Here is an 18731-nt window from a genome sequence, read left to right on the forward strand (position 1 = left end):
CTTTCGGGGACGTCGGAGGAGGTGGGTGCGGGGTGGGGCGGTCAGCCCTTGACGGCGCCGGCCATGATGCCGCTGACGATCTGCTTGCCCAGCAGGACGAAGACGACGATGACCGGCAGCGTGCCGACGAGGGTGCCGGCCATGATGATCGAGGTGTCGGGGACGTACCCGCTGCCGAGGTTGTTCAGGGCGACCTGCACCGTCGGCATCGAGGAGTTCAGCGCGATGACGGGCCAGAAGAAGTCGTTCCAGGCCGTCATGAACGTCAGCATCCCCAGCACCGCCATCCCGGGCCGGGCGATGGGCAGCACGATGGACCAGACCGTCCGGGTGGAGGACGCGCCGTCCACCTTCGCCGCCTCCAGCAGTTCGTCGGGCAGCGTCTGCACGAGGTACTGGCGCATGAAGAACACCCCGAACGCCGTGACCAGCGAGGGCAGGATCACCGACTCCAGCCGGCCGGCCAGGTTCCAGTCGGACATGATCTTGTAGAGCGGCACGACCCCCAGGGTCGGGGGGATCATCAGGGTGCCGATGGTGATGGCGAACAGCGCGTTCTTGCCGCGGAATCGCAGCTTCGCGAAGGCGAAACCGGCCAGCGTGCAGAACAGCAGGGTGCCGACCGTCGTGGCGCCGGCGACGACGAGGGAGTTCACGATGGCCAGGCCGATGGCCTGCTGCTCCAGCGCGGTCGTGATGTTCTGCCACAGGTACGGGCCGGGCAGGAACGGCGGCGGCGACTGGTTCATCTCCGCCATGGGGCGGCTCGCCGCGACGATCATGTAGTAGAACGGCACGAGGAAGACGACCGTCGTGATCCCCAGCAGCACGTAGGTCAGGCCGCCGGCGGCGTCGGGGGCGCGGTAGCGCCGGCGCCGGCCGTCGGTCGGCGGGGTGGGGGCGGCCAGCGCGGCGTCGCGGACGGTGGTGGTGCTCATCGGCGGGCTCCCTGGGGGTCGCGGTCGCGCCACCGGGCCAGCGCGGTGTTCAGCAGGACGAGGACGATGATGAGCAGGAACGTCACCCAGGCGATCGTGGCGGCCCGGCCGAGGGCCCCGAAGGCCCAGCCCTGCTGGTACATGAACAACCCCAGCGTCTGGTACTGGTTCAGCGCACCGCCGTCGACGCCGCCGAACAGCAGCGGCTCGCCGAACAACTGGGTGGCCCCGATGGTGGAGACCACGACGGTGAACAGGATGGTGGGCCGCAGGCCGGGCAGGGTGACGTGCAGGAACTGCTGCCAGCGGTTGGCGCCGTCGAGGGCGGCGGCCTCGTACAGGTCCTGCGGGATGGACTGCATGCCCGCCAGGTAGATGAGGGCGTTGTAACCCGTCCACCGCCAGATGACGATGATCGAGATGGCGATCTGCGCGCTGAGGTCGCCGTTGCGCCAGTCCAGGGCGTCCAGCCCGACGAGGGACAGCAGCCAGTTCGCGAAGCCGTTGTCCCGCCCGAAGATCTGGGCGAACACGAGGGTCGAGGCGGCCACCGAGGTGGCGTAGGGCATCATCATCGCGACGCGGAAGAAGTTCCGCCCGCGCATCCGGTAGTTCAGCAGGTGCGCCAGGCCGAGGGCCAGCAGGAGCTGCGGGACGGTGGACAGCACCCCGAGGGTGAAGGTGTTCGCCAGGGCGTTGTAGAACTTCTCGTTCGTGAACAGCCAGACGTAGTTCTCCCAGCCCGTCCACTCCGGGTCCGAGCCCAGTTCGTAGGACTGGAAGCTGATCCACATCGTGTAGACCAGCGGGAAGAGCCCGAAGGCGAGGAACAGCAGGAAGAAGGGGGCGATGTAGGCGTACGGCGCGGCCACGGCCTCGAACCGGAACAGCCGCGACCGCAGCGTGGGTCCGGGGGCCTGGGCGCCCGGGCGGGGCGGGACCGGTGGGGCGGTCGTGCTCTGAGCGCTCACGGCGTCTCCTCGCGGGTCGGGTCGGATCGGGTTCGGCGGGGCCGGGGTGGCCGCCGTGCGGCGGCCACCCCGGTGCGCGGTCAGCCGATCTGGTTGGCGAGGTCCTTGGAGGCGCTGTCCCAGGCGGCGGCGGGGGTGATGCCGTTGACCTCGACGGACAGCAGGGCCTGCACCAGCGAGGACTTCACGACGGCGTCCTCCTCACCGAGGACCTGGGTGGGGGCGGACTCGGCGGCCTTCGAGAAGATCTGGCCGATGGGCGCGCCCTGGAAGTACTCGTCGGTGGCGTCGGCGACCAGCGGGAACGCCTTCGTGTTGGAGGGGAAGTTCCCGCCGACCGCGAAGACCTTGGCCTGCTGCTCGGGGTCGGTCAGCCACTTGACGAGCTTGGCGGCCTCCTCCTGGTTCTTGCTGGAGGCGGGGATGCCGAGGTAGGCGCCGCCCCAGTTCCCGCCGGCCCCACCGGGCAGGGAGGTGACGTTCCACTTGCCCGCGCCGGCGTCGCCGGCCTTGCCCTTGATGTAGCCGACCATCCAGGCGGGGCAGGCGATGGTCGCGAACGATCCGCTGCCGAACCCGGTGTCCCAGGCCGGGTCCTCGAACTGCTCCAGCTTGGCCGTCAGCCCCTCGGCCGCGGCCGCGGCGGCGGTGTCGAAGGCGCCCTTGACGGCGGGGTTGCTGTCCCAGACCAGTTCGCCGGCCTCGTCGTAGTAGATCTCCTCCTCGGTGGAGACGATCGCGTTGTAGAACCCGCCGGCGGAGTCCATCCAGGCCGCGCCCGCGGGCGCCTTCGCCTTGAACTCCCGGCCCAGGGCCACGTAGTCGTCCCAGGAGGTCATCCGGGCGGCGAGCTGGGCGGGGTCGGTGGGCAGGCCGGCCTGCTGGAGCAGGTCGCTGCGGTAGCACAGGCCCATGGGGCCGATGTCGGTGCCCATGCCCAGGACCTTGCCGTCCTCGGTGGTGGCCGCGGCCGACTTCCACTCGGGGTAGTTCGGGGTCTGCTCCCCCGCGACCGTCTTGGACAGGTCGACCCACTTGTCGTCCTGGTTGGCGACGACGTCGGCGATGCGGCCGACCTCGATGCCCTGGATGTCGGCGGCCCCGTTGCCGGAGGCCAGCTTGGTCTGCAGGGCGGGCCAGTAGTTGTTCTCGCCCTGGGTCGACTCGTACTGGATGGTGACCCCGGGGTTGAGCTTCTCGTACTCGTCGAACAGCCCGGCCTCGTCGAGGCCGAAGGTGCCGAACAGGCTGACGGAGAGGTTCTTCCCGCCGCCGGTCCCGGACTGCTCGCCGGTGCTGGACTGCGCGGTGCTGCAGGAGGTGGTGAAGAGCAGGGCGCCGGTGAGGGTCGTCGCCAGGGCGGCGAGGGTCTTCGCGCGGACGGTGGGCATGGGGAACTCCTCGGGCCTCGCCTGGACGGCGGATCGACGGTGATCAGGTCCGTGAGAGCGCTCTCAGCGTGGGGCGCGAAGTGTGAGAGCGCTCTCATGGGGTGCGTCAAGAGTGGACCCGAGGACCACCCGGTGTCAACGGGTCAGGACGTCGCGCGTTCGACGAGTTCGGTGGCGGCCACGACGTGACCGCTCACGGGCCGGCCGTCCACCAGCGCCAGCAGCATCCGCGCCAGCTCGCGCCCCATCTGGACCACCGGCTGGCGCACCGTCGTCAACGGCGGCGTCGCGGCCGCCGCCAGCGGGGCGTCGTCGAAACCCACCACCCGCACCCGGTCCGGCACCGCCCGGCCCGCCGCCGCCAGCGCCTGCAGCACCCCGGCGGCCATCAGGTCGTTGGCGGCGAAGACCCCGTCGAGGTCGGGCCGGCGCGCCAGCAGCTCCTCCGTGGCGCGCCGGCCGCCGTCCACGGTGAAGTCGCCGTCGGCGACCATCGCGGCGCTGAACCGGTGCCGCTGCGCGCGCAGCTCGGTGCGGAAGCCCTCCAGCCGCTCCTGCCCCACCCGCATGTCCATCGGCCCCGTCACGGTGACGACCCGGCGGCAGCCGCGCTCGAGCAGGTGGCGGGTGGCGGTGCGGGCCCCGCCCACGTTGTCCGCCGAGACGAACGGCACCGTGGAGGACTCCTCGTAGGGGCGCCCCGACATCACCACCGGGATGCCGGCGTCGCGCAGGTGCTGCGGCAAGGGGTCCGGGCCGTGCACCGACACCAGGATCGCCCCGTCCACGTGCCCGCTGCGGGCGTAGCGCTCGAAGCGTTCCCGCTCCCGCTGGGTGGACAGCACCACCAGGACCAGCTGCACCTCGCGGTCGGCCAGCTCGGCCTGGGCCCCGCTGAGGACCAGCGGGAAGTAGGAGTCGGCGAAGAACCGCTCCACCGGCTCGACCACGACCAGGGCCACCGAGCCGCTGCGGCGGGTCACCAGCGAGCGCGCCGCCTGGTTCGGGACGTAGGACAGTTCCGAGGCCGCCCGCAGGACCGCCTCCCGCGCGGCCTCGCTGACCCGGCCGTACCCGGCCAGGACGCGGCCGGCGGTGGCCCGGGAGACGCCGGCGCGCAGGGCGACCGACTCCAGCGTCGGCGCGGCCGGAGTCGGCACGGTTCCTCCAGGGTCAGCGGTTCTCGCGGGACGGGCGGGCCCATCCTCGCAGCCCGCGGATCCCGATGACGGCGATCGCGGTCCCCAGCACCAGGCTCACCACGACGAGCACCAGGTGGACGAGGAAGAACGGCTGCGGGCCGTCCTGCCAGGACCGCTCGTCGTTCCAGACGTTGCGCAGGAAGTTCGGCCAGATGAACCAGCTCCAGACCCCGAAGAGGACCAGGAACCAGCTGACGGGTTTGGAGAGGACCACCCCCCGATCCTCCCACCCGCCTCAGCGACGGCCGCGCCGGCCGTTCCGGCGCAGCAGCGCCAGCAGGCCCGCCCCCGTCGCCGCGGCCCCCAGCAGCACCCCGGACAGGAAGGACCGCTTGTGCGCGGCGGCCTCCTGCCGCGGAGCGGGCTCGGGGCCCAGCGGGGTCACCAGCCGCGCCTCGGCCATGAGGTCGGGCCGCAGGGTCCCGGCGTCGTCGGCGCGGGTGGCCGCCCACGCCGCGGCGAGCAGGATGAGCCGGCTGATGAGGTTCATGAGGACGAGCAGCACCACGAGCGTCGCGGCGGCGCCGAGGAAGGCGTTGCCCTCGGCGCTGCGGCGGGCGAAGGACGTGCCGAACTGCTTGAGCAGACCCAGCCCGATCCCGCCGAGCAGCGCCCCCTGCAGCAGGTCCCGCACGGGCACGTCGGCGTTGGGCAGCACCCGGAAGACGAGCAGGAAGGTCCCGGTGTCGATGGCGAACGCGACGACGAAGCCGAGGACGGTCAGCAGCCACTTCGACCAGGTCGAGGGCTCGAAGCCCATGAGGTCCAGCAGGTAGCCGCCCGCGCCGTTGGTGGCCACGACCGAGGCGACCGACAGGCCCACGCCGAACCCGACGACGACCATCCCCAGCAGGTCCCGCAGCCGCACGGCGACGACGTTGCCGTCACCGGGGTCGTCGCCGAAGACGGCGCGGATGCCCTGGCGCATGCCGTCCATCCAGCCCAGGCCGGTGAACAGGAACGTCACCGTGGACACCACGAGGGACCAGGTGAGGGCCGTCCCCTGGATGAACTCGTCGATGTAGATGCCGGTGGCCTCCGGCGGCTTCGTCCCGCGGTGCACCAGACCCGGCGCGTACTGGTCGACCCCGGCGATGAGGTTGTCGACGACGACGTCGCGCACCTCGGGGGTGTTGCGCATCACCAGGCCCAGCACCGTCAGCCCCACCGCGAGCGCGGGGAAGATCGAGAAGAACGCGAAGTAGGCGATCCCGCCGGCCAGGACGTTGCCGCGCGCGTCGCCGTAGCGCTGCCAGACGCGGACGGGGAAGCTGCGCGTGACCGTGCCGATCGCGTTCTTGGCCTGCTCGACCGCGCTCACCGGTTCGGAGCCCCTCACTGCTGGAAGGTGAAGTCCTCCCGTGGCCGCCAGACGCCGTCGGCGCCGTGCTCGTAGAGGCTGAACCCCTTCACGGTGAAGGTCGCCTCCCAGTCCCGCAACACGAGCTCGGCCCGGTCCAGGGCGGCCTCGTCGACGTCGTGGGCGACGGTGACGTGGGGGTGGAACGGGAAGTTGATCTCGGCGGTCAGCGGGCCGGTCCGGATCGCGGCCTGGAGCAGCTCGCACTCGGAGATGCCGCGGGCGAGCTGGACGAAGACGACGGGCGAGACGGGGCGGAAGGTGGCCGTGCCGCGCAGGTGCACGTCGAAGGGCGCGCCGGTGGCGGCGGTGGCCTCGAGGTGGTCGCGCGCGGCGGGCAGGTCGGCCAGGTCCAGCTCGAACGGCGGCAGCAGGGTGATGTGCGGGGGGATGGCGTGGGCCAGCGGGTCGCCGAACTCGCGGCGCCACGCGGTCAGCTCGGCGGCGTGCGGGTCCGGCACCGGGATGGACACCCCGATGGTCCGGACCTGCGCGGACGGTCCTGAGCTCACCGGCGCCCGACCAGCCCGACGCGGTCGTACACCGTCGCGAGCGTCTGCTCGGCGATCTCGTTGGCCCGCGCGGCGCCGCGGGCGAGCAGCTCGTCGAGGGCGCCGGGGTCGGCCATCAGCTCGGTGGCGCGGGCCCGGACGGGGCCGAGGGCGTCGGTGACGACCTCGGCGAGCTCCTTCTTCAGGTCCCCGTAGCCGCGGCCGGCGAAGTCGGCCTCCAGCTGGGCGATCGTGCGGCCCGACAGCGCGGAGTGGATGGACAGCAGGTTGGAGACGCCGGCCTTCTCGGCGGGGTCGAACCGGACCTCGCGGCCGGTGTCGGTGACGGCCGAGCGGATCTTCTTGGCCGTCGCCTTCGGGTCGTCCATGACGTCGACGATGCCGCCCGGCGAGGACGAGGACTTGCTCATCTTGGCCGTGGGGTCCTGCAGGTCGTAGATCTTCGCCGTCTCCTTCGGGATGAAGGGCTCGGGGACGACGAAGGTGGCGCCGTAGCGGGAGTTGAACCGCTGGGCGAGGTTGCGGGTCAGCTCCAGGTGCTGGCGCTGGTCCTCGCCGACGGGGACCTCGGCGGCCTGGTAGAGCAGGATGTCGGCGGCCATGAGGACGGGGTAGGTGAACAGCCCGACGGTGGTGGACTCGGCGCCCTGCTTGGCGGACTTGTCCTTGAACTGCGTCATGCGCCCGGCCTCGCCGAAGCCGGTGATGCAGGACAGCACCCAGGCGAGCTGGGCGTGCGCGGGGACGTGGCTCTGGACGAACAGCGCGGACCGGTCGGGGTCGATGCCGGCGGCGATGTACTGCGCGGCGGTCCAGCGGGAGCGCTCGCGCAGCTCGGCCGGGTCGGGCCCGACGGTCAGGGCGTGCAGGTCGACGACGCAGTACAGGGCCTCGTGGGTGTCCTGCAGCGCCACCCACTGCTTCAGCGCGCCCAGGTAGTTGCCCAGGTGCAGCGACCCCGACGTGGGCTGCATGCCCGAGAGCAGGCGGGGACGACCCGACGCGGTGGCGACCTGGGTGACCGTGGGAGCTGCCTCGGGGGTTGCCTCTGCCGACATGCCCTCCATCCTGCCAGCCGCCGTCGGGGCGGGACCGCCCAGGTCGGTGAGCCGTCTGTGCGGTCGTGTTCGGTTCTGTTTGACCCTGGGTGGTTCGCGCGTCATGCTCGGGGGGTGCTGGCCCATCAGCGGCAGGAGGTGATCCTCGACGCCGTCCGCGCCCACGGCGGCGTCCGCGTCGCCGACCTCGTCGAGCGCCTCGGCGTCTCCGAGATGACCGTCCGCCGCGACATCGGCGAGCTGTCCCGGCAGGGCCTGGTCGCCCGCGTCCACGGCGGCGCCGCCGCCCTCGGCCGCACCAGCGAGGAACCCGGCTTCGCCGCCAAGTCCACCCGCCGCCCCGACGCCAAGCGGGCCGTCGCCCGCGCCGCCGCCCGCTTCGCCGGGCCCGGCGCCTCGGTGGCCCTGTCCGCCGGGACGACCACCGCCGCCCTGGCCGCCGAGCTGCGGGCCGTGCCCGACCTGACCGTCGTGACGAACTCCCCCCGCGTCGCCGACGTCCTGCACGAACCCGACCGCACCGTCATCCTCTCCGGCGGCGAGCGGACCCCCTCCGACGCGCTCGTGGGCCCCGTGGCCCGCGCCGGGCTCGCGACCCTGCACGTCGACGTCCTGTTCCTCGGCGTCCACGGCCTCGACGTCCGCGCCGGGCTGACGACCCCGAACCTGCTGGAGGCCGACACCAACCGCGCCCTCATGGACTGCGCGGCCCGCGTCGTCGTCGTCGCCGACGCCACCAAGCACGCCGTCGTGGGCCTCACCTCCTTCGCCCCCCTGTCCGCGGTCGACGTGCTCGTCACCGACGCCGCCCTCGACCCCGCCGACCGCGCCGCCCTGGCCGAGCACGTCGGTGAACTCGTCATCGCCGACCCCACGGAGGACCCCACGTGACCCACCCCTTCCGCAAGACCGCCGTCCGGATGGCCGACGGCCGCGAGCTCATCCACTTCGACGACACCGAGCCGTGGCTGTCCGGCGAGCGCGTCCGCGACGCCGTGGACCACCGGCCGCTGCCCCCCGCCGACCAGACCCTGCGCGGCGGTGCGCAGGTGCGGTTCGACCCGCTCACCGGCGACTGGATCGCGATGGCCTCCCACCGCAACGACCGCACCCTCATGCCGCCGCCGGACCAGGACCCGCTGGCCCCCACCGTCCCCGGCGGGTTCCCCACCGAGATCGCCGACTCCAGCTACGACGTCGTCGCGTTCGAGAACCGGTTCCCGTCGTTCTCCAACCGCATCGGCGGGGAGCACGGGTTCGTCGACGGCGAGGAGCTGTGGCCCACCCGCCCCGCGGCCGGCCGCTGCGAGGTCGTCTGCTTCACCTCCGACACCCACGGGTCGTTCGCGACGCTGCACCCGCACCGCGCCCGCACCGTGCTCGAGGCGTGGATCGACCGCACCGAGGCGCTGAACGCCGCCGAGGGCGTCGAGCAGGTGTTCGTGTTCGAGAACCGCGGCGCCGAGATCGGCGTCACCCTCCCCCACCCGCACGGCCAGATCTACGGGTACCCGTACGTCACGCCGAAGACGCGGGCCATGCTGCGCCGCGCCGCCGAGCACCGGGAGGCCACCGGCCGCAACCTGTTCCGCGACGTCCTGGACGCCGAGCGGCGCTCCGGCGAGCGCGTCCTGTTCTCCACCGAGCACTTCACCGCCTACGTCCCGGCCGCCGCGCGCTGGCCCGTCGAGGTGCACCTCGCCCCGCACCGCGACGTGCCGGACCTGCCGGCGCTGACCGGGGACGAGCGCGCCGACCTCGTCCGGGCCTACCTCGACGTGCTGGGCCGGCTCGACCGGTACTACCCCGACGAGCACCCGATGCCCTACATCGCGGGGTGGTTCCAGGCGCCCGCGCGCGAGGGCCGCGACGACTTCCGGCTGCACCTGCAGGTGTTCAGCGTGCAGCGCGGCCCCGGCAAGGTGAAGTTCCTCGCCGGGTCCGAATCGGCCATGGCGGCCTGGATCAACGACACGACGCCCGAGAAGGTGGCGGCCCGACTCCGTGAGGTGGCTCAGCAGTGACCGAGTTCTTCGACGCACCGGGACGTCCCGGGACCGCCGCCGCGCTGGCCCGGGAGTTCCGCGACGCGTACGGCGAGGAACCCGAGGGCGTCTGGTCGGCCCCGGGCCGGGTCAACCTCATCGGTGAGCACGTCGACTACACCGGTGGGCTGTGCCTGCCGCTGGCGCTGCCGCACCGCACCTTCGTCGCGCTGCGGCCGCGGACCGACGGGGTCGTGCGGGTCCGGTCGCGGCAGGAGACCGGCGAGGTCGTCGTCGCGCTCGACGAGGTCGGCCCCGGTTCCCCGGCCGGCTGGGCCGCCTACGTCGCCGGTGTCCCGTGGGCGATGCAGCGCAAGGGGTTCGAGGGCCTCGCCCTGACCGGCGGGTTCGACGCCCTCGTCGACGGCCACGTCCCCTACGGCTCGGGGCTGTCGTCCTCGGCGGCCCTGGAGTGCGCCGTCGCGGTCGCCCTCGCCGAACTCGTCGAGGCGCCGCTGGACGACACCGGCCGCGCCGGGCTGGCGAGCGCCTGCCAGCTCGCCGAGAACGTCGTCGCGGGCGCGAACACCGGCGGCATGGACCAGGCCGCGTCGCTGCGCTGCCACGCCGGCGGGGCGATCCTGCTCGACACCGACGACGACTCCGTCTCCCAGGTCGCGCTCGACCTCGCCGGGGCCGGGCTGGCGCTGCTGGTCGTCGACACCCGCGCCGGGCACTCCCACGCCGGGGGCGAGTACGGCCGCCGCCGCGCCGACGTGGAGCGGGCCGCGGAACTGCTCGGCGTGCCGAACCTGCGCCGCGTCGACGTCGCCGGTCTCGACGCCGCGCTGGAGCGCGTCGGCGCCGAACCCGACGGGGAGGTGCTGCGCCGCCGGGTGCGGCACGCCGTCACCGAGATCGACCGGGTCGCCCGCACCGCCGCCCTCCTGCGCGAGGGCCGGGCCGACGGGATCGGCGACCTGCTGAACGCCTCGCACGACTCCCTGCGCGACGACTACGAGGTGTCCTGCCGGGAACTGGACCTCACCGTCGACGTCGCCCGCGCGCACGGCGCCCTCGGGGCCCGGATGACCGGCGGGGGTTTCGGCGGGTCGGCGATCGCGCTGGTCCACGCCGACCGGGTGCGGGCGGTCGCCGAGGCCGTCGACGCGGCGTACGCCGACCAGGGGCTGACCGCCCCGAGGTTCCTCGCGGCCCTGCCGTCGGAGGGCGCCGCCCGCGACCTCTGACCCCTCCGGACCACGAGCCGGACCCCCGGATCCCCGGCCCCCCGACGGACGCCGGCGGGTCGGGGGCGGGTGGGTCAGACGTCCATGCGCTGCAACCGCAGCGCCGACAGCACCACCCCGACGACGGTCACCCCCACCAGCACCAGCGACGCCCCGGTCACCCCCAGCGACGACACCGTCCCCAGCGGGACGTCACCGGGGATCGCCAGGGACGCCACCCGGCGCCCGTACGACCCGATCGACAACCCCCGCAGCGCCGGGGCCAGCCCGGCCAGGAACGTCTCCCACAGCACCACGTACGCCAGCCCCGCCAGCAGCCCGCGGCGGGTCAGCAGCGACAGCAGCACGAACAGCGCGCAGTACGCCCCCGACGTCAGCACCGTCGCCAGCACGACCCCGCCCACGACCCGCCCCGCGGGCTGGTTCACCGAGATCCCCAGCACCGCGCAGGCCACGACCGCCGGCAGCGTCACCACCACCGTCGCCGTCCACGCCGCCGCGAACCGGGCCACGACGGTGTGCCAGCGCGGGCGGGCGATCGCCCGCAGCAGCGGCAGCGTCCGCGCGTCCCGCTCGTCCCCGAACGCGCCGATGGCCAGGACGAGCGCCACGATCGGCACGACCAGACCCGTCAGCAGGTTCCCCGTGAACGTGTTCTGCACGCCGTAGCGGTTCGGGACGCTGGTGATGCCGATGACGACGAACACCACCACCGCCACCACCAGCGGCAGGACCGCGAAACCCGCCGTCCGGCCGCGCAGGAGGATCCCGCGCAGCGAGAACCCGTACAGCGTGGTGCTCATCGCCCCGCTCCCCTCGCCGCGCGGACCAGGTGGGCGAACACGCTCTCCAGGTCCTCACCGATCCCCTCGACGCGCCGCAGCGTCGCCCCGCGCTCGCGGGCCAGCCGCGGCACCGCCTCGGCCAGCGCCACGGCCCGCGGAGCCTCCACCAGCACCCCCGGCCGGCCCGCGCCCTCGCGCCGCACCGACTCCACCAGCCCCTCCGCCAGCAACGTCCCGGCCAGTTCCAGCACCCGCTCCCCCTCCAGCCGCACCGTGCGCGGCCGGTCCACCAGCAGTTCCCGGATCCCCGCCGGTTCCCCCTCGGCCACCAGCCGGCCGTTGACGACCACCAGCACCCGCGAGGCCATCCGCTCGACCTCCGACAGCACGTGCGAGCTCACCACGACCGTGCGGCCCTCCCGCCCCAGCGCGGCCAGCAGGTCCACGTCGGCGCGGCGCTGGGCGGGGTCCAGGCCGTTCAGCGGCTCGTCGAGCAGCAGCACCTGCGGGTCGTGGACCAGGGCCTGCGCCAGCTTCACCCGCTGCCGCATCCCCTTGGAGAAACCCCCCACCCGGCGGTCGGCCGCCTCGGTCAGGCCCACCCGCTCCAGCACGGCCTGCGCCGCCCGGCGGTACTGCGCGACCCCGCGCTGCCGGGCCAGGAACTCGACCTGCGCCCGGGCGCTCGCGTGCGCCCAGGTGGCCTCGCCGTCGGCGACGATCCCCAGGCCGCGGTTCACGGCCGGGTCGGCGTGCGGGTCCAGGCCCAGGACCCGGACGGTCCCCTGGCTGGGGCTGGTCGCCCCGGCCAGCAGCTGCAGCGCCGTCGACTTGCCCGCGCCGTTGTGCCCCAGCAGCCCCGTGACGCCCGCGTCGATGCCGACGGTGACGTCGGACAGGGCGACGGTGTCCGCGAACCACTTGCTGACGCCGGTGAACTCGATGGTGCTCACGCGTCGTTCCCCTTCCCGTACCGGCTGCACAGGACCGTGAGCCCACCGACCACGACGACCGCCCACACGCCCCACGCCAGGGCGCCCGGCGCCGTCAGGTCCTCCCCGACGAACGCCGCCGCCAGCCGCACCGGGCCGCTGGCCGGGTCCAGCGCCAGCGGCCAGTCCTCCCCCGACACCACCGAGACCGCCCCCGTCAGCGCCGGCCCGACCAGGACGACCGCGAGGTAGCCGCCCACGGCGAACACCCGCTTGGCGGTCAGCGACCCGACCGCCAGCCCCAGGCTCGCGTGGAACAGCACCACGACCGCGGCCGCGCCGAGGATGCGCGGCAGGTCCCCGACGTGGTCGCCGAACCAGGTGGCCGGGGCGTCGGCCGTCGCGATCGACCCGACGAACAGCACCAGCAGCGGCCCCAGCACGATGATCGCCAGCAGCGAGACCGCCGCCAGGAACACCCCCGCGACGTACTCGAACCACGACAGCGCCGTGGCGAAGTACAGCGACAGCACCCGGTCGCGCCGGTCGCGGGTCAGCATCGAGGGGATCGACGTCGCGACGAACGCCAGCAGGACGACGGAGTTCGTCGCCAGCAGCGTCGAGTACGAGATGAGGTCCGTCGGCTGCACGTCCACCGCGGGCACCAGCAGCGGGACGGCGACCACCGCCAGCGCCGGCAGGTAGGCCGCGGCCAGCAGCAGGAACGGCCAGATCTTCGCGCTGGCGCTGCGCCGCAACCCCAGCGGCCGGCGCACCCCGCTGGCGACGAAACTCGCCACGGCCGACCGGCGCGGGCGCAGGGCGCCGGAGAACCGGGAGTAGCGGATGTCGTGCAGCACCGCGCGGGGCGCGGCCGCCGGTTCGCTCACCGGGCACCGCCCGCCATCGCGTCGACCACGACGTCCTCCAGGCCGCGGGCCGCCGGGACGAGGCGCTCGATCCCCACCCCGCGCTCGGCGGCCAGGTCCCGCACGACGTCCAGGGCCGCGTCGGGGCTCGCGCTGAGCCCGATGTCCCCGGCGCCGGTGGGCCCCACCTGGACCCCCAGGGGCGCCAGCCGGGGTTCCAGCGCCGCGGCGAACCCGCCGACGTCGCCGGAGACCCGCAGTTCCACCGGCCCCGAGGGGTCGTGGCCGACGACCACACCCCGTTGCGCCGCAAGCGTTCCCTTCCGCAGCACGACGACCTCGTCGCAGGTGCGCTCGATGTCGTCCAGCACGTGGGAACTGGCGATGACGCGGATGCCGAGCTCGGTCGACAACCTCCGCACGATGGCCAGCATCTCCTCCCGGCCGGCCGGGTCCAGCCCCGAGGTGGGTTCGTCGAGCAGGACCAGGTCGGGTCCGTGCACGAGGGCCTGGGCGAGTTTCGTGCGCTGCTGCATGCCCAGGGAGTACGTGCCCACGGGGCGGCGGCGTTCCTCCTCCAGACCCACCGCGAACAGCACCTCGCTCGTGCGGCGCACCGCGTCCCGGCGGCCCAGCCCGCGCAGCCGGGCCAGCGACACGCACACGTCCTGCGCGGACATGTCCGCCGGCAGGCACGGGTGCTCGGGCATGAAACCGACCCGGCGCCGCAGCTGCGACCGGTCGCGGACGCTGTCGAGGCCGAGCAGCCGCACCGTCCCGCGGTCGGGGTTCGTGAGCCCCAGGGCCGTGCGCAGCAGCGTCGACTTGCCCGCCCCGTTCGCCCCGAGCAACCCGGTCGCCGGGGCGTCCAGGGTCATCGTCAGCCCGTCGAGGGCCTGCACCGCGCCGAACCGCTTCCCCACGTCCAGGCACTCCAGTGCCGCTGGTTCATCCACCCGACCATCAGAGCACTCACAGGTGCTCCCTGGATCCCCCCTTCGACGCGCGAGCGGTCAATCCTTCGGGAACCATCACGTCGTGACCACTTCCAGGACCACCGCGGTGGACGTGTGCGTCGTGGGGTCCGGGTCCGGCGGGAAGATGGTCGCCCAGGAGCTGGCGCGCGCCGGGCGCCGCGTGGTCCTCGTGGAACGGGGGCACGTCGGCGGGTACTGCCCCTACCTGGCCTGCGTGCCGGCGAAGTCGCTGCTGCTGTCGGCGCGGTCGGGGTTGTCGTGGGTCGCGGCCCGCGCGGTGCGGGACGAGGCCGCCTCCCACCGCGACGACTCAGCGGCCGCCGCCGAGCTCGCCGCCGACGGGGTGGAGGTGGTGCGGGGGGCGGCGACGCGCATCGGCCCGGGCCGCGTCGAGGTGGGCGGGCGGGTGGTGGAGGCGGCGGCGGTCGTCGTGGGCACCGGCAGCTCCCCCGTGCGGCCACCGCTGCCGGGGCTGGACGACGCCGCGGCCGGCGGGCTGACGTGGACCTCCGAGGAGGCGCTGGCCGCCGACGACCTGCCGGGCCGGCTCGTCGTCCTCGGCGGCGGGCCGGTCGCGGTCGAGCTCGCCCAGGCCTACCGGGGGCTGGGCAGCGAGGTGGCGCTGGTGCAGCGCGGGCCGCACCTGCTGTCGAAGGAGCCCGCGTGGGTGGGGGACGTGCTCGCCGCGGCGCTGGCCGCCGACGGCGTCGACGTGCGCACCGGCGACCCCGCGGCGTCGGTGAGCGGTGGGGTGAGCGGTGGGGTGAGCGGCGGGGCGTTGCGGCTGGAGTCCGGGGCGCAGCTGCCGTTCGACCGGCTGCTGCTGGCGACCGGCCGTTCCCCCGTGACCGGCGGGTTCGGCTTCGCCGACGACTGGCTCACCGACGCCGGGGCGCTGCGCACCGACGCCCGCTGCCGCGTCGTCGGTGACGACGGGCCGGTGCCGGGGTTGTTCGCCGTCGGTGACGTCACGGGCGTCTCCGACTACACGCACACCGCGAACCACCAGGCCCGCACGGTGGTCGGTGAACTCCTCGGCCGGGGGCGGGACGCGGACTACCGCGCGGTCCCGCGGGCCGTCTACACCGACCCGACGGTGTTCTGCGTCGGCGCCACCGGCGGCGCGCGGTCGGCGCGGTTCGACGTGGCGCAGGTGGAACGGGCGACCCTGGTCGAGCTGTCCCGGCGCAGCGGGGTGACCGGGGCGGTGGAGCTGTTCGCCGACGGGTCCGGGGTGCTGGTGGGGGCGGCCTGCGTCGGCCCGGACGCCGACTCCTGGGGCGCCGAGCTGGCGCTGGCGGTGCGCGCGGGCCTGGACGTGGACCTGCTGCACCACCACGTGCGGGCGTTCCCGACGTGGTCGGAGGCGATCTTCCCGGCGCTGGAGGAGCTGCGGGGGCCCGGCGACCGTCAGGCGCCGTAGACCGCCACCACGGGGGCGTGGTCGGAGAACCGCTCGGCGTAGCTGGCCGCGCGGTCGGTCTCGACGGTGCGCAGCCGCTCGCCCAGGCCCGGGGTGACGAGCTGGTAGTCGATCCGCCAGCCGCTGTCGTTGTCGAACGCCTGGCCGCGCCAGCTCCACCACGCGTACGGGCCGTCGACGTCGCCGGCGACCTCCCGCTGGGTGTCGACCCAGCCGAGCTCGTCGAACCAGTGGTCGAAGTGGGCGCGCTCGTCCTCGAGGAACCCGGCCTTGCCGCGGTTCCCCTTCCAGTTCTTGATGTCGCGCTCGGTGTGGCCGACGTTGAGGTCCCCGGCGACGAGCGCCTCCCGGCCGGTCTCGCGGGCGACCTCGCCGAGCTCGGCGAGCCGGACGTCCATGGCGTCGAGGAACCGGTGCTTGTCGTCCTGCTGCGGGCTGCCGACCTCGCCGGAGTGCACGTAGACGCTGACGAACGTCATCGGCCCGACCGCGGTGTCGACGTCGACCTCGACCCAGCGGCCGGAGGTCTCGAAGTGGGGGTCGTGGGCGAACCCGATGCGGACGGCGGTGAACTCCCGGCGCGCCGCGACCGCGACGCCGGCGCGGCCCTTGGCGGCGGCCTCGGTGTGGGCGACGTGCGGGTACCCCGGCAGCGCCTTGCGCAGCTCGGCGTCGGGGGCGCGGACCTCCTGCAGCAGCAGGACGTCGGGGTCGCGCTGCTCCAGCCAGGCCGGCATCCCGCGGCGGACGGCGGCGCGGACGCCGTTCACGTTGACCGTGGCGACGACCAGTTGCTTCTTCTTCCCAGGCACCCGCGGGACGCTACCCGACCCCGCCGACGGGGCCGGGCAGCGATCCGGGTCAGCGCAGGCCGGCGGCCCGTTCGGCCGACTCGACGACGTTCGTCAGCAGCAGCGCGCGGGTCATCGGGCCGACCCCGCCGGGGTTGGGCGCCACGAACCCGGCGACCTCGGCGACGTCGAGGGCGACGTCACCGGTCAGCTTCGCCTTCCCCGTCGCGGGGTCCACGACGCGCGAGACGCCGACGTCGAGCACCGCGGCACCCGGCTTGACGTTCTCCCGGGTGACCAGGCCCGGCACCCCGGCGGCGGCGACGATGACGTCGGCCCGCTTGAGGTGCGCGTCCAGGTCGCGGGTCCCGGTGTGGCACAGGGTGACCGTGGCGTTGGGGTGGCGGCGGGTCAGCAGCAGCCCGATGGGCCGCCCCACCGTGACGCCGCGGCCCACGACGACGACCTCGGCCCCGTCGAGGGGCACGTCGTGGCGCAGCAGCAGGTCGATGACCCCGCGCGGGGTGCACGGCAACGGGGAGGTGATCTCCTCGCGCACGCGCAGGACGAGCCGGCCCAGGTTCGTCGGGTGCAGCCCGTCGGCGTCCTTGTCCGGGTCCACCATCTCCAGGACGCGGTTGGCGTCGATCCCGGCCGGCAGCGGCAGCTGGACGATGAACCCCGTGCAGTCGGGGTTCGCGTTCAGCTGCGCGATCTCGGACTCGATCTCGCCCTGCGTCGCGTTCGCGGGCAGCTCGACCTGGATCGAGGCGATCCCCACCTCGGCGCAGTCGCGGTGCTTGCCGCGCACGTAGCTGGCCGACCCCGGGTCGTCCCCGACGAGGACGGTGCCCAGCCCGGGGACGACGCCGTGCTCGCGCAGCGTCGCGACGCGTCCGGCGAGGTCGGCCTTGACGGCGGCCGCGGCCGCCTTGCCGTCGAGGACGACCGCGCTCACAGGACGCCCTGGTTCGAGGGGTACAGCGGGAACTCGGCCGTGAGCTTGGCGACGCGGGCGCGCAGCGCGTCGGCGTCGAAGTCCGGCTTGAGGGCCTGCGCGATGACGTCGGCGACCTCGGTGAACTCGGCGGCGCCGAACCCGCGGGTGGCCAGCGCCGGGGTGCCGATGCGCAGGCCGGAGGTGACCATCGGGGGCCGCGGGTCGAACGGGACGGCGTTGCGGTTGACGGTGATGCCGACCTCGTGGAGGCGGTCCTCGGCCTGCTGGCCGTCGAGCGCGGAGTTGCGCAGGTCGACGAGCACGAGGTGGACGTCGGTGCCGCCGGTGAGGACGGAGACCCCGGCCTCCACGGCGTCGGACGCGGTGAGGCGCTCGGCGATGATCTTCGCGCCCTCCAGGACGCGCTGCTGGCGCTCGGCGAACTCGGGCGAGCCGGCGACCTTGAAGGCCACGGCCTTGGCGGCGATCACGTGCATGAGCGGGCCGCCCTGCTGGCCCGGGAACACCGCGGAGTCGATCTTCTTGGCGTACTCGTTCTTCGTGAGGATCAGGCCCGAGCGCGGCCCGGCCAGGGTCTTGTGGACCGTGGAGGTCACGACGTCGGCGTACGGGACGGGGCTGGGGTGCAGCCCGGCGGCGACGAGGCCGGCGAAGTGGGCCATGTCGACCATCAGGTACGCGCCGACCTCGTCGGCGATGGACCGGAACGCGGCGAAGTCGAGGTGGCGCGGGTACGCCGACCAGCCGGCGATGATCAACTTCGGGCGGGCCTCGAGCGCGGTGGCGCGCACGACGTCCATGTCGATGCGGAAGGTCTGCGGGTCCACGCCGTAGGCGGAGACGTCGTACATGCGCCCGGAGAAGTTGATCTTCATGCCGTGCGTGAGGTGCCCGCCGTGGGCCAGCTCCAGGCCGAGGATGCCGTCGCCGCCGCGGATGAGGGCGTGCATGGCGGCCGCGTTGGCGGTGGCGCCGGAGTGCGGCTGGACGTTGGCGTGCTCGGCGCCGAACAGCTCCTTGACGCGGGTGCGCGCCAGCTCCTCGGCCACGTCGACGTGCTCGCAGCCGCCGTAGTAGCGCTTGCCGGGGTACCCCTCGGCGTACTTGTTGGTCAGGACCGACCCCTGCGCCTCGAGCACGGACCGCGGCGCGAAGTTCTCGCTGGCGATCATCTCCAGGGTGTCGCGCTGCCGGCCGAGCTCGGCGTCCAGGACGGCGGCGATCTCGGGGTCGACCTCGGACAGGGGGCGGTCGGTCACACCGGTGGTGGTGGGCTGGACGTCGGTCACGTTCGCTCCTCGTACGGCGGGCGGTGGTGGCGACGCG

Annotated in this window: 19 protein-coding genes; 4 read left to right on the plus strand and 15 right to left on the minus strand. The window is 73.9% G+C overall.

Annotated elements, in window-relative coordinates:
- Positions 1 to 41: 41 nt before the first annotated feature.
- The 8 genes from ACRYRX_RS00805 to trpS all read right to left on the minus strand — a co-directional run bounded on the left by ACRYRX_RS00805 (position 42) and on the right by trpS (position 7432).
- Positions 42 to 938, minus strand: a complete 897-nt coding sequence (locus tag ACRYRX_RS00805; RefSeq protein WP_432509872.1) for a carbohydrate ABC transporter permease — start codon at positions 936 to 938, stop codon at positions 42 to 44.
- Complete coding sequence (locus tag ACRYRX_RS00810) at positions 935 to 1909, minus strand: carbohydrate ABC transporter permease (RefSeq protein ID WP_432509873.1); 975 nt, start codon at positions 1907 to 1909, stop codon at positions 935 to 937. The genes ACRYRX_RS00805 and ACRYRX_RS00810 overlap by 4 nt, the downstream gene beginning before the upstream one ends.
- Positions 1910 to 1989: 80 nt before the next feature.
- On the minus strand, positions 1990 to 3300 hold the full coding sequence (locus tag ACRYRX_RS00815) for an extracellular solute-binding protein (protein WP_432509874.1): 1311 nt from the start codon (positions 3298 to 3300) through the stop codon (positions 1990 to 1992).
- A 143-nt stretch (positions 3301 to 3443) separates the two neighbouring features.
- Complete coding sequence (locus ACRYRX_RS00820; protein WP_432509875.1) at positions 3444 to 4460, minus strand: LacI family DNA-binding transcriptional regulator; 1017 nt, start codon at positions 4458 to 4460, stop codon at positions 3444 to 3446.
- 13 nt (positions 4461 to 4473) lie between these two features.
- Entirely contained in the window at positions 4474 to 4716 is a 243-nt protein-coding gene (locus ACRYRX_RS00825; RefSeq protein WP_432509876.1) for an SCO4848 family membrane protein, read from the minus strand.
- Between the two features lie 21 nt (positions 4717 to 4737).
- Positions 4738 to 5841, minus strand: coding sequence for a YihY/virulence factor BrkB family protein (locus tag ACRYRX_RS00830; RefSeq protein ID WP_432509877.1), 1104 nt, complete (start codon positions 5839 to 5841; stop codon positions 4738 to 4740).
- The gene (locus ACRYRX_RS00835; RefSeq protein WP_432509878.1) at positions 5838 to 6374 is read right to left on the minus strand and encodes a 2'-5' RNA ligase family protein; all 537 of its coding nucleotides are present in this window, start codon (positions 6372 to 6374) and stop codon (positions 5838 to 5840) included. Before ACRYRX_RS00835 ends, ACRYRX_RS00830 begins: the two co-directional genes overlap by 4 nt.
- Positions 6371 to 7432, minus strand: coding sequence for a tryptophan--tRNA ligase (gene trpS, locus ACRYRX_RS00840; RefSeq protein ID WP_432509879.1), 1062 nt, complete (start codon positions 7430 to 7432; stop codon positions 6371 to 6373). The genes ACRYRX_RS00835 and trpS overlap by 4 nt, the downstream gene beginning before the upstream one ends.
- 114 nt (positions 7433 to 7546) lie before the next feature.
- Here trpS and ACRYRX_RS00845 point away from each other — a divergent pair, with 114 nt between their 5' ends.
- From ACRYRX_RS00845 to galK, 3 genes are read left to right on the plus strand one after another with little or no spacing between them, the layout of a single operon-like run.
- The gene (locus tag ACRYRX_RS00845) at positions 7547 to 8323 is read left to right on the plus strand and encodes a DeoR/GlpR family DNA-binding transcription regulator (protein ID WP_432509880.1); all 777 of its coding nucleotides are present in this window, start codon (positions 7547 to 7549) and stop codon (positions 8321 to 8323) included.
- A gap of 29 nt (positions 8324 to 8352) precedes the next feature.
- The gene (gene galT, locus ACRYRX_RS00850) at positions 8353 to 9456 is read left to right on the plus strand and encodes a galactose-1-phosphate uridylyltransferase (RefSeq protein WP_432509971.1); all 1104 of its coding nucleotides are present in this window, start codon (positions 8353 to 8355) and stop codon (positions 9454 to 9456) included.
- Entirely contained in the window at positions 9453 to 10667 is a 1215-nt protein-coding gene (gene galK, locus ACRYRX_RS00855; RefSeq protein WP_432509881.1) for a galactokinase, read from the plus strand. Before galT ends, galK begins: the two co-directional genes overlap by 4 nt.
- Positions 10668 to 10741: 74 nt before the next feature.
- Here the strand turns inward: galK and ACRYRX_RS00860 are convergent, their stop codons facing one another.
- The 4 genes from ACRYRX_RS00860 to ACRYRX_RS00875 are packed head-to-tail and all read right to left on the minus strand — an operon-like array spanning position 10742 to position 14209.
- A complete protein-coding gene (locus ACRYRX_RS00860) occupies positions 10742 to 11470 on the minus strand; it encodes an ABC transporter permease (RefSeq protein WP_432509882.1) in 729 nt (242 codons plus the stop codon).
- Positions 11467 to 12405: an ABC transporter ATP-binding protein gene (locus tag ACRYRX_RS00865; RefSeq protein ID WP_432509883.1), complete on the minus strand. Its 939-nt coding sequence runs from the start codon at positions 12403 to 12405 to the stop codon at positions 11467 to 11469. Before ACRYRX_RS00865 ends, ACRYRX_RS00860 begins: the two co-directional genes overlap by 4 nt.
- A complete protein-coding gene (locus ACRYRX_RS00870) occupies positions 12402 to 13274 on the minus strand; it encodes a hypothetical protein (protein WP_432509884.1) in 873 nt (290 codons plus the stop codon). Before ACRYRX_RS00870 ends, ACRYRX_RS00865 begins: the two co-directional genes overlap by 4 nt.
- Positions 13271 to 14209: an ABC transporter ATP-binding protein gene (locus tag ACRYRX_RS00875; RefSeq protein WP_432509886.1), complete on the minus strand. Its 939-nt coding sequence runs from the start codon at positions 14207 to 14209 to the stop codon at positions 13271 to 13273. The genes ACRYRX_RS00870 and ACRYRX_RS00875 overlap by 4 nt, the downstream gene beginning before the upstream one ends.
- A gap of 82 nt (positions 14210 to 14291) precedes the next feature.
- Between ACRYRX_RS00875 and ACRYRX_RS00880 the strand changes: the two genes are divergently transcribed.
- Positions 14292 to 15653, plus strand: coding sequence for an FAD-dependent oxidoreductase (locus ACRYRX_RS00880; RefSeq protein ID WP_432509887.1), 1362 nt, complete (start codon positions 14292 to 14294; stop codon positions 15651 to 15653).
- On the opposite strand, the gene ACRYRX_RS00885 is transcribed toward ACRYRX_RS00880, so the two are convergent.
- From ACRYRX_RS00885 to glyA, 3 genes are read right to left on the minus strand one after another with little or no spacing between them, the layout of a single operon-like run.
- Complete coding sequence (locus ACRYRX_RS00885; protein ID WP_432509888.1) at positions 15641 to 16465, minus strand: exodeoxyribonuclease III; 825 nt, start codon at positions 16463 to 16465, stop codon at positions 15641 to 15643. The genes ACRYRX_RS00880 and ACRYRX_RS00885 overlap by 13 nt on opposite strands.
- 49 nt (positions 16466 to 16514) lie before the next feature.
- On the minus strand, positions 16515 to 17402 hold the full coding sequence (locus ACRYRX_RS00890; RefSeq protein WP_432509889.1) for a bifunctional methylenetetrahydrofolate dehydrogenase/methenyltetrahydrofolate cyclohydrolase: 888 nt from the start codon (positions 17400 to 17402) through the stop codon (positions 16515 to 16517).
- Positions 17399 to 18694 carry a serine hydroxymethyltransferase gene (gene glyA / locus ACRYRX_RS00895; RefSeq protein ID WP_432509890.1) on the minus strand — a complete coding sequence of 432 codons (1296 nt, stop codon included), beginning with the start codon at positions 18692 to 18694 and terminating at the stop codon, positions 17399 to 17401. The genes ACRYRX_RS00890 and glyA overlap by 4 nt, the downstream gene beginning before the upstream one ends.
- Between the last annotated feature and the right edge of the window lie 37 nt (positions 18695 to 18731).

Origin of the sequence: Kineococcus lubricus (assembly GCF_050871965.1) — a bacterium.
Taxonomy (GTDB): domain Bacteria; phylum Actinomycetota; class Actinomycetes; order Actinomycetales; family Kineococcaceae; genus Kineococcus.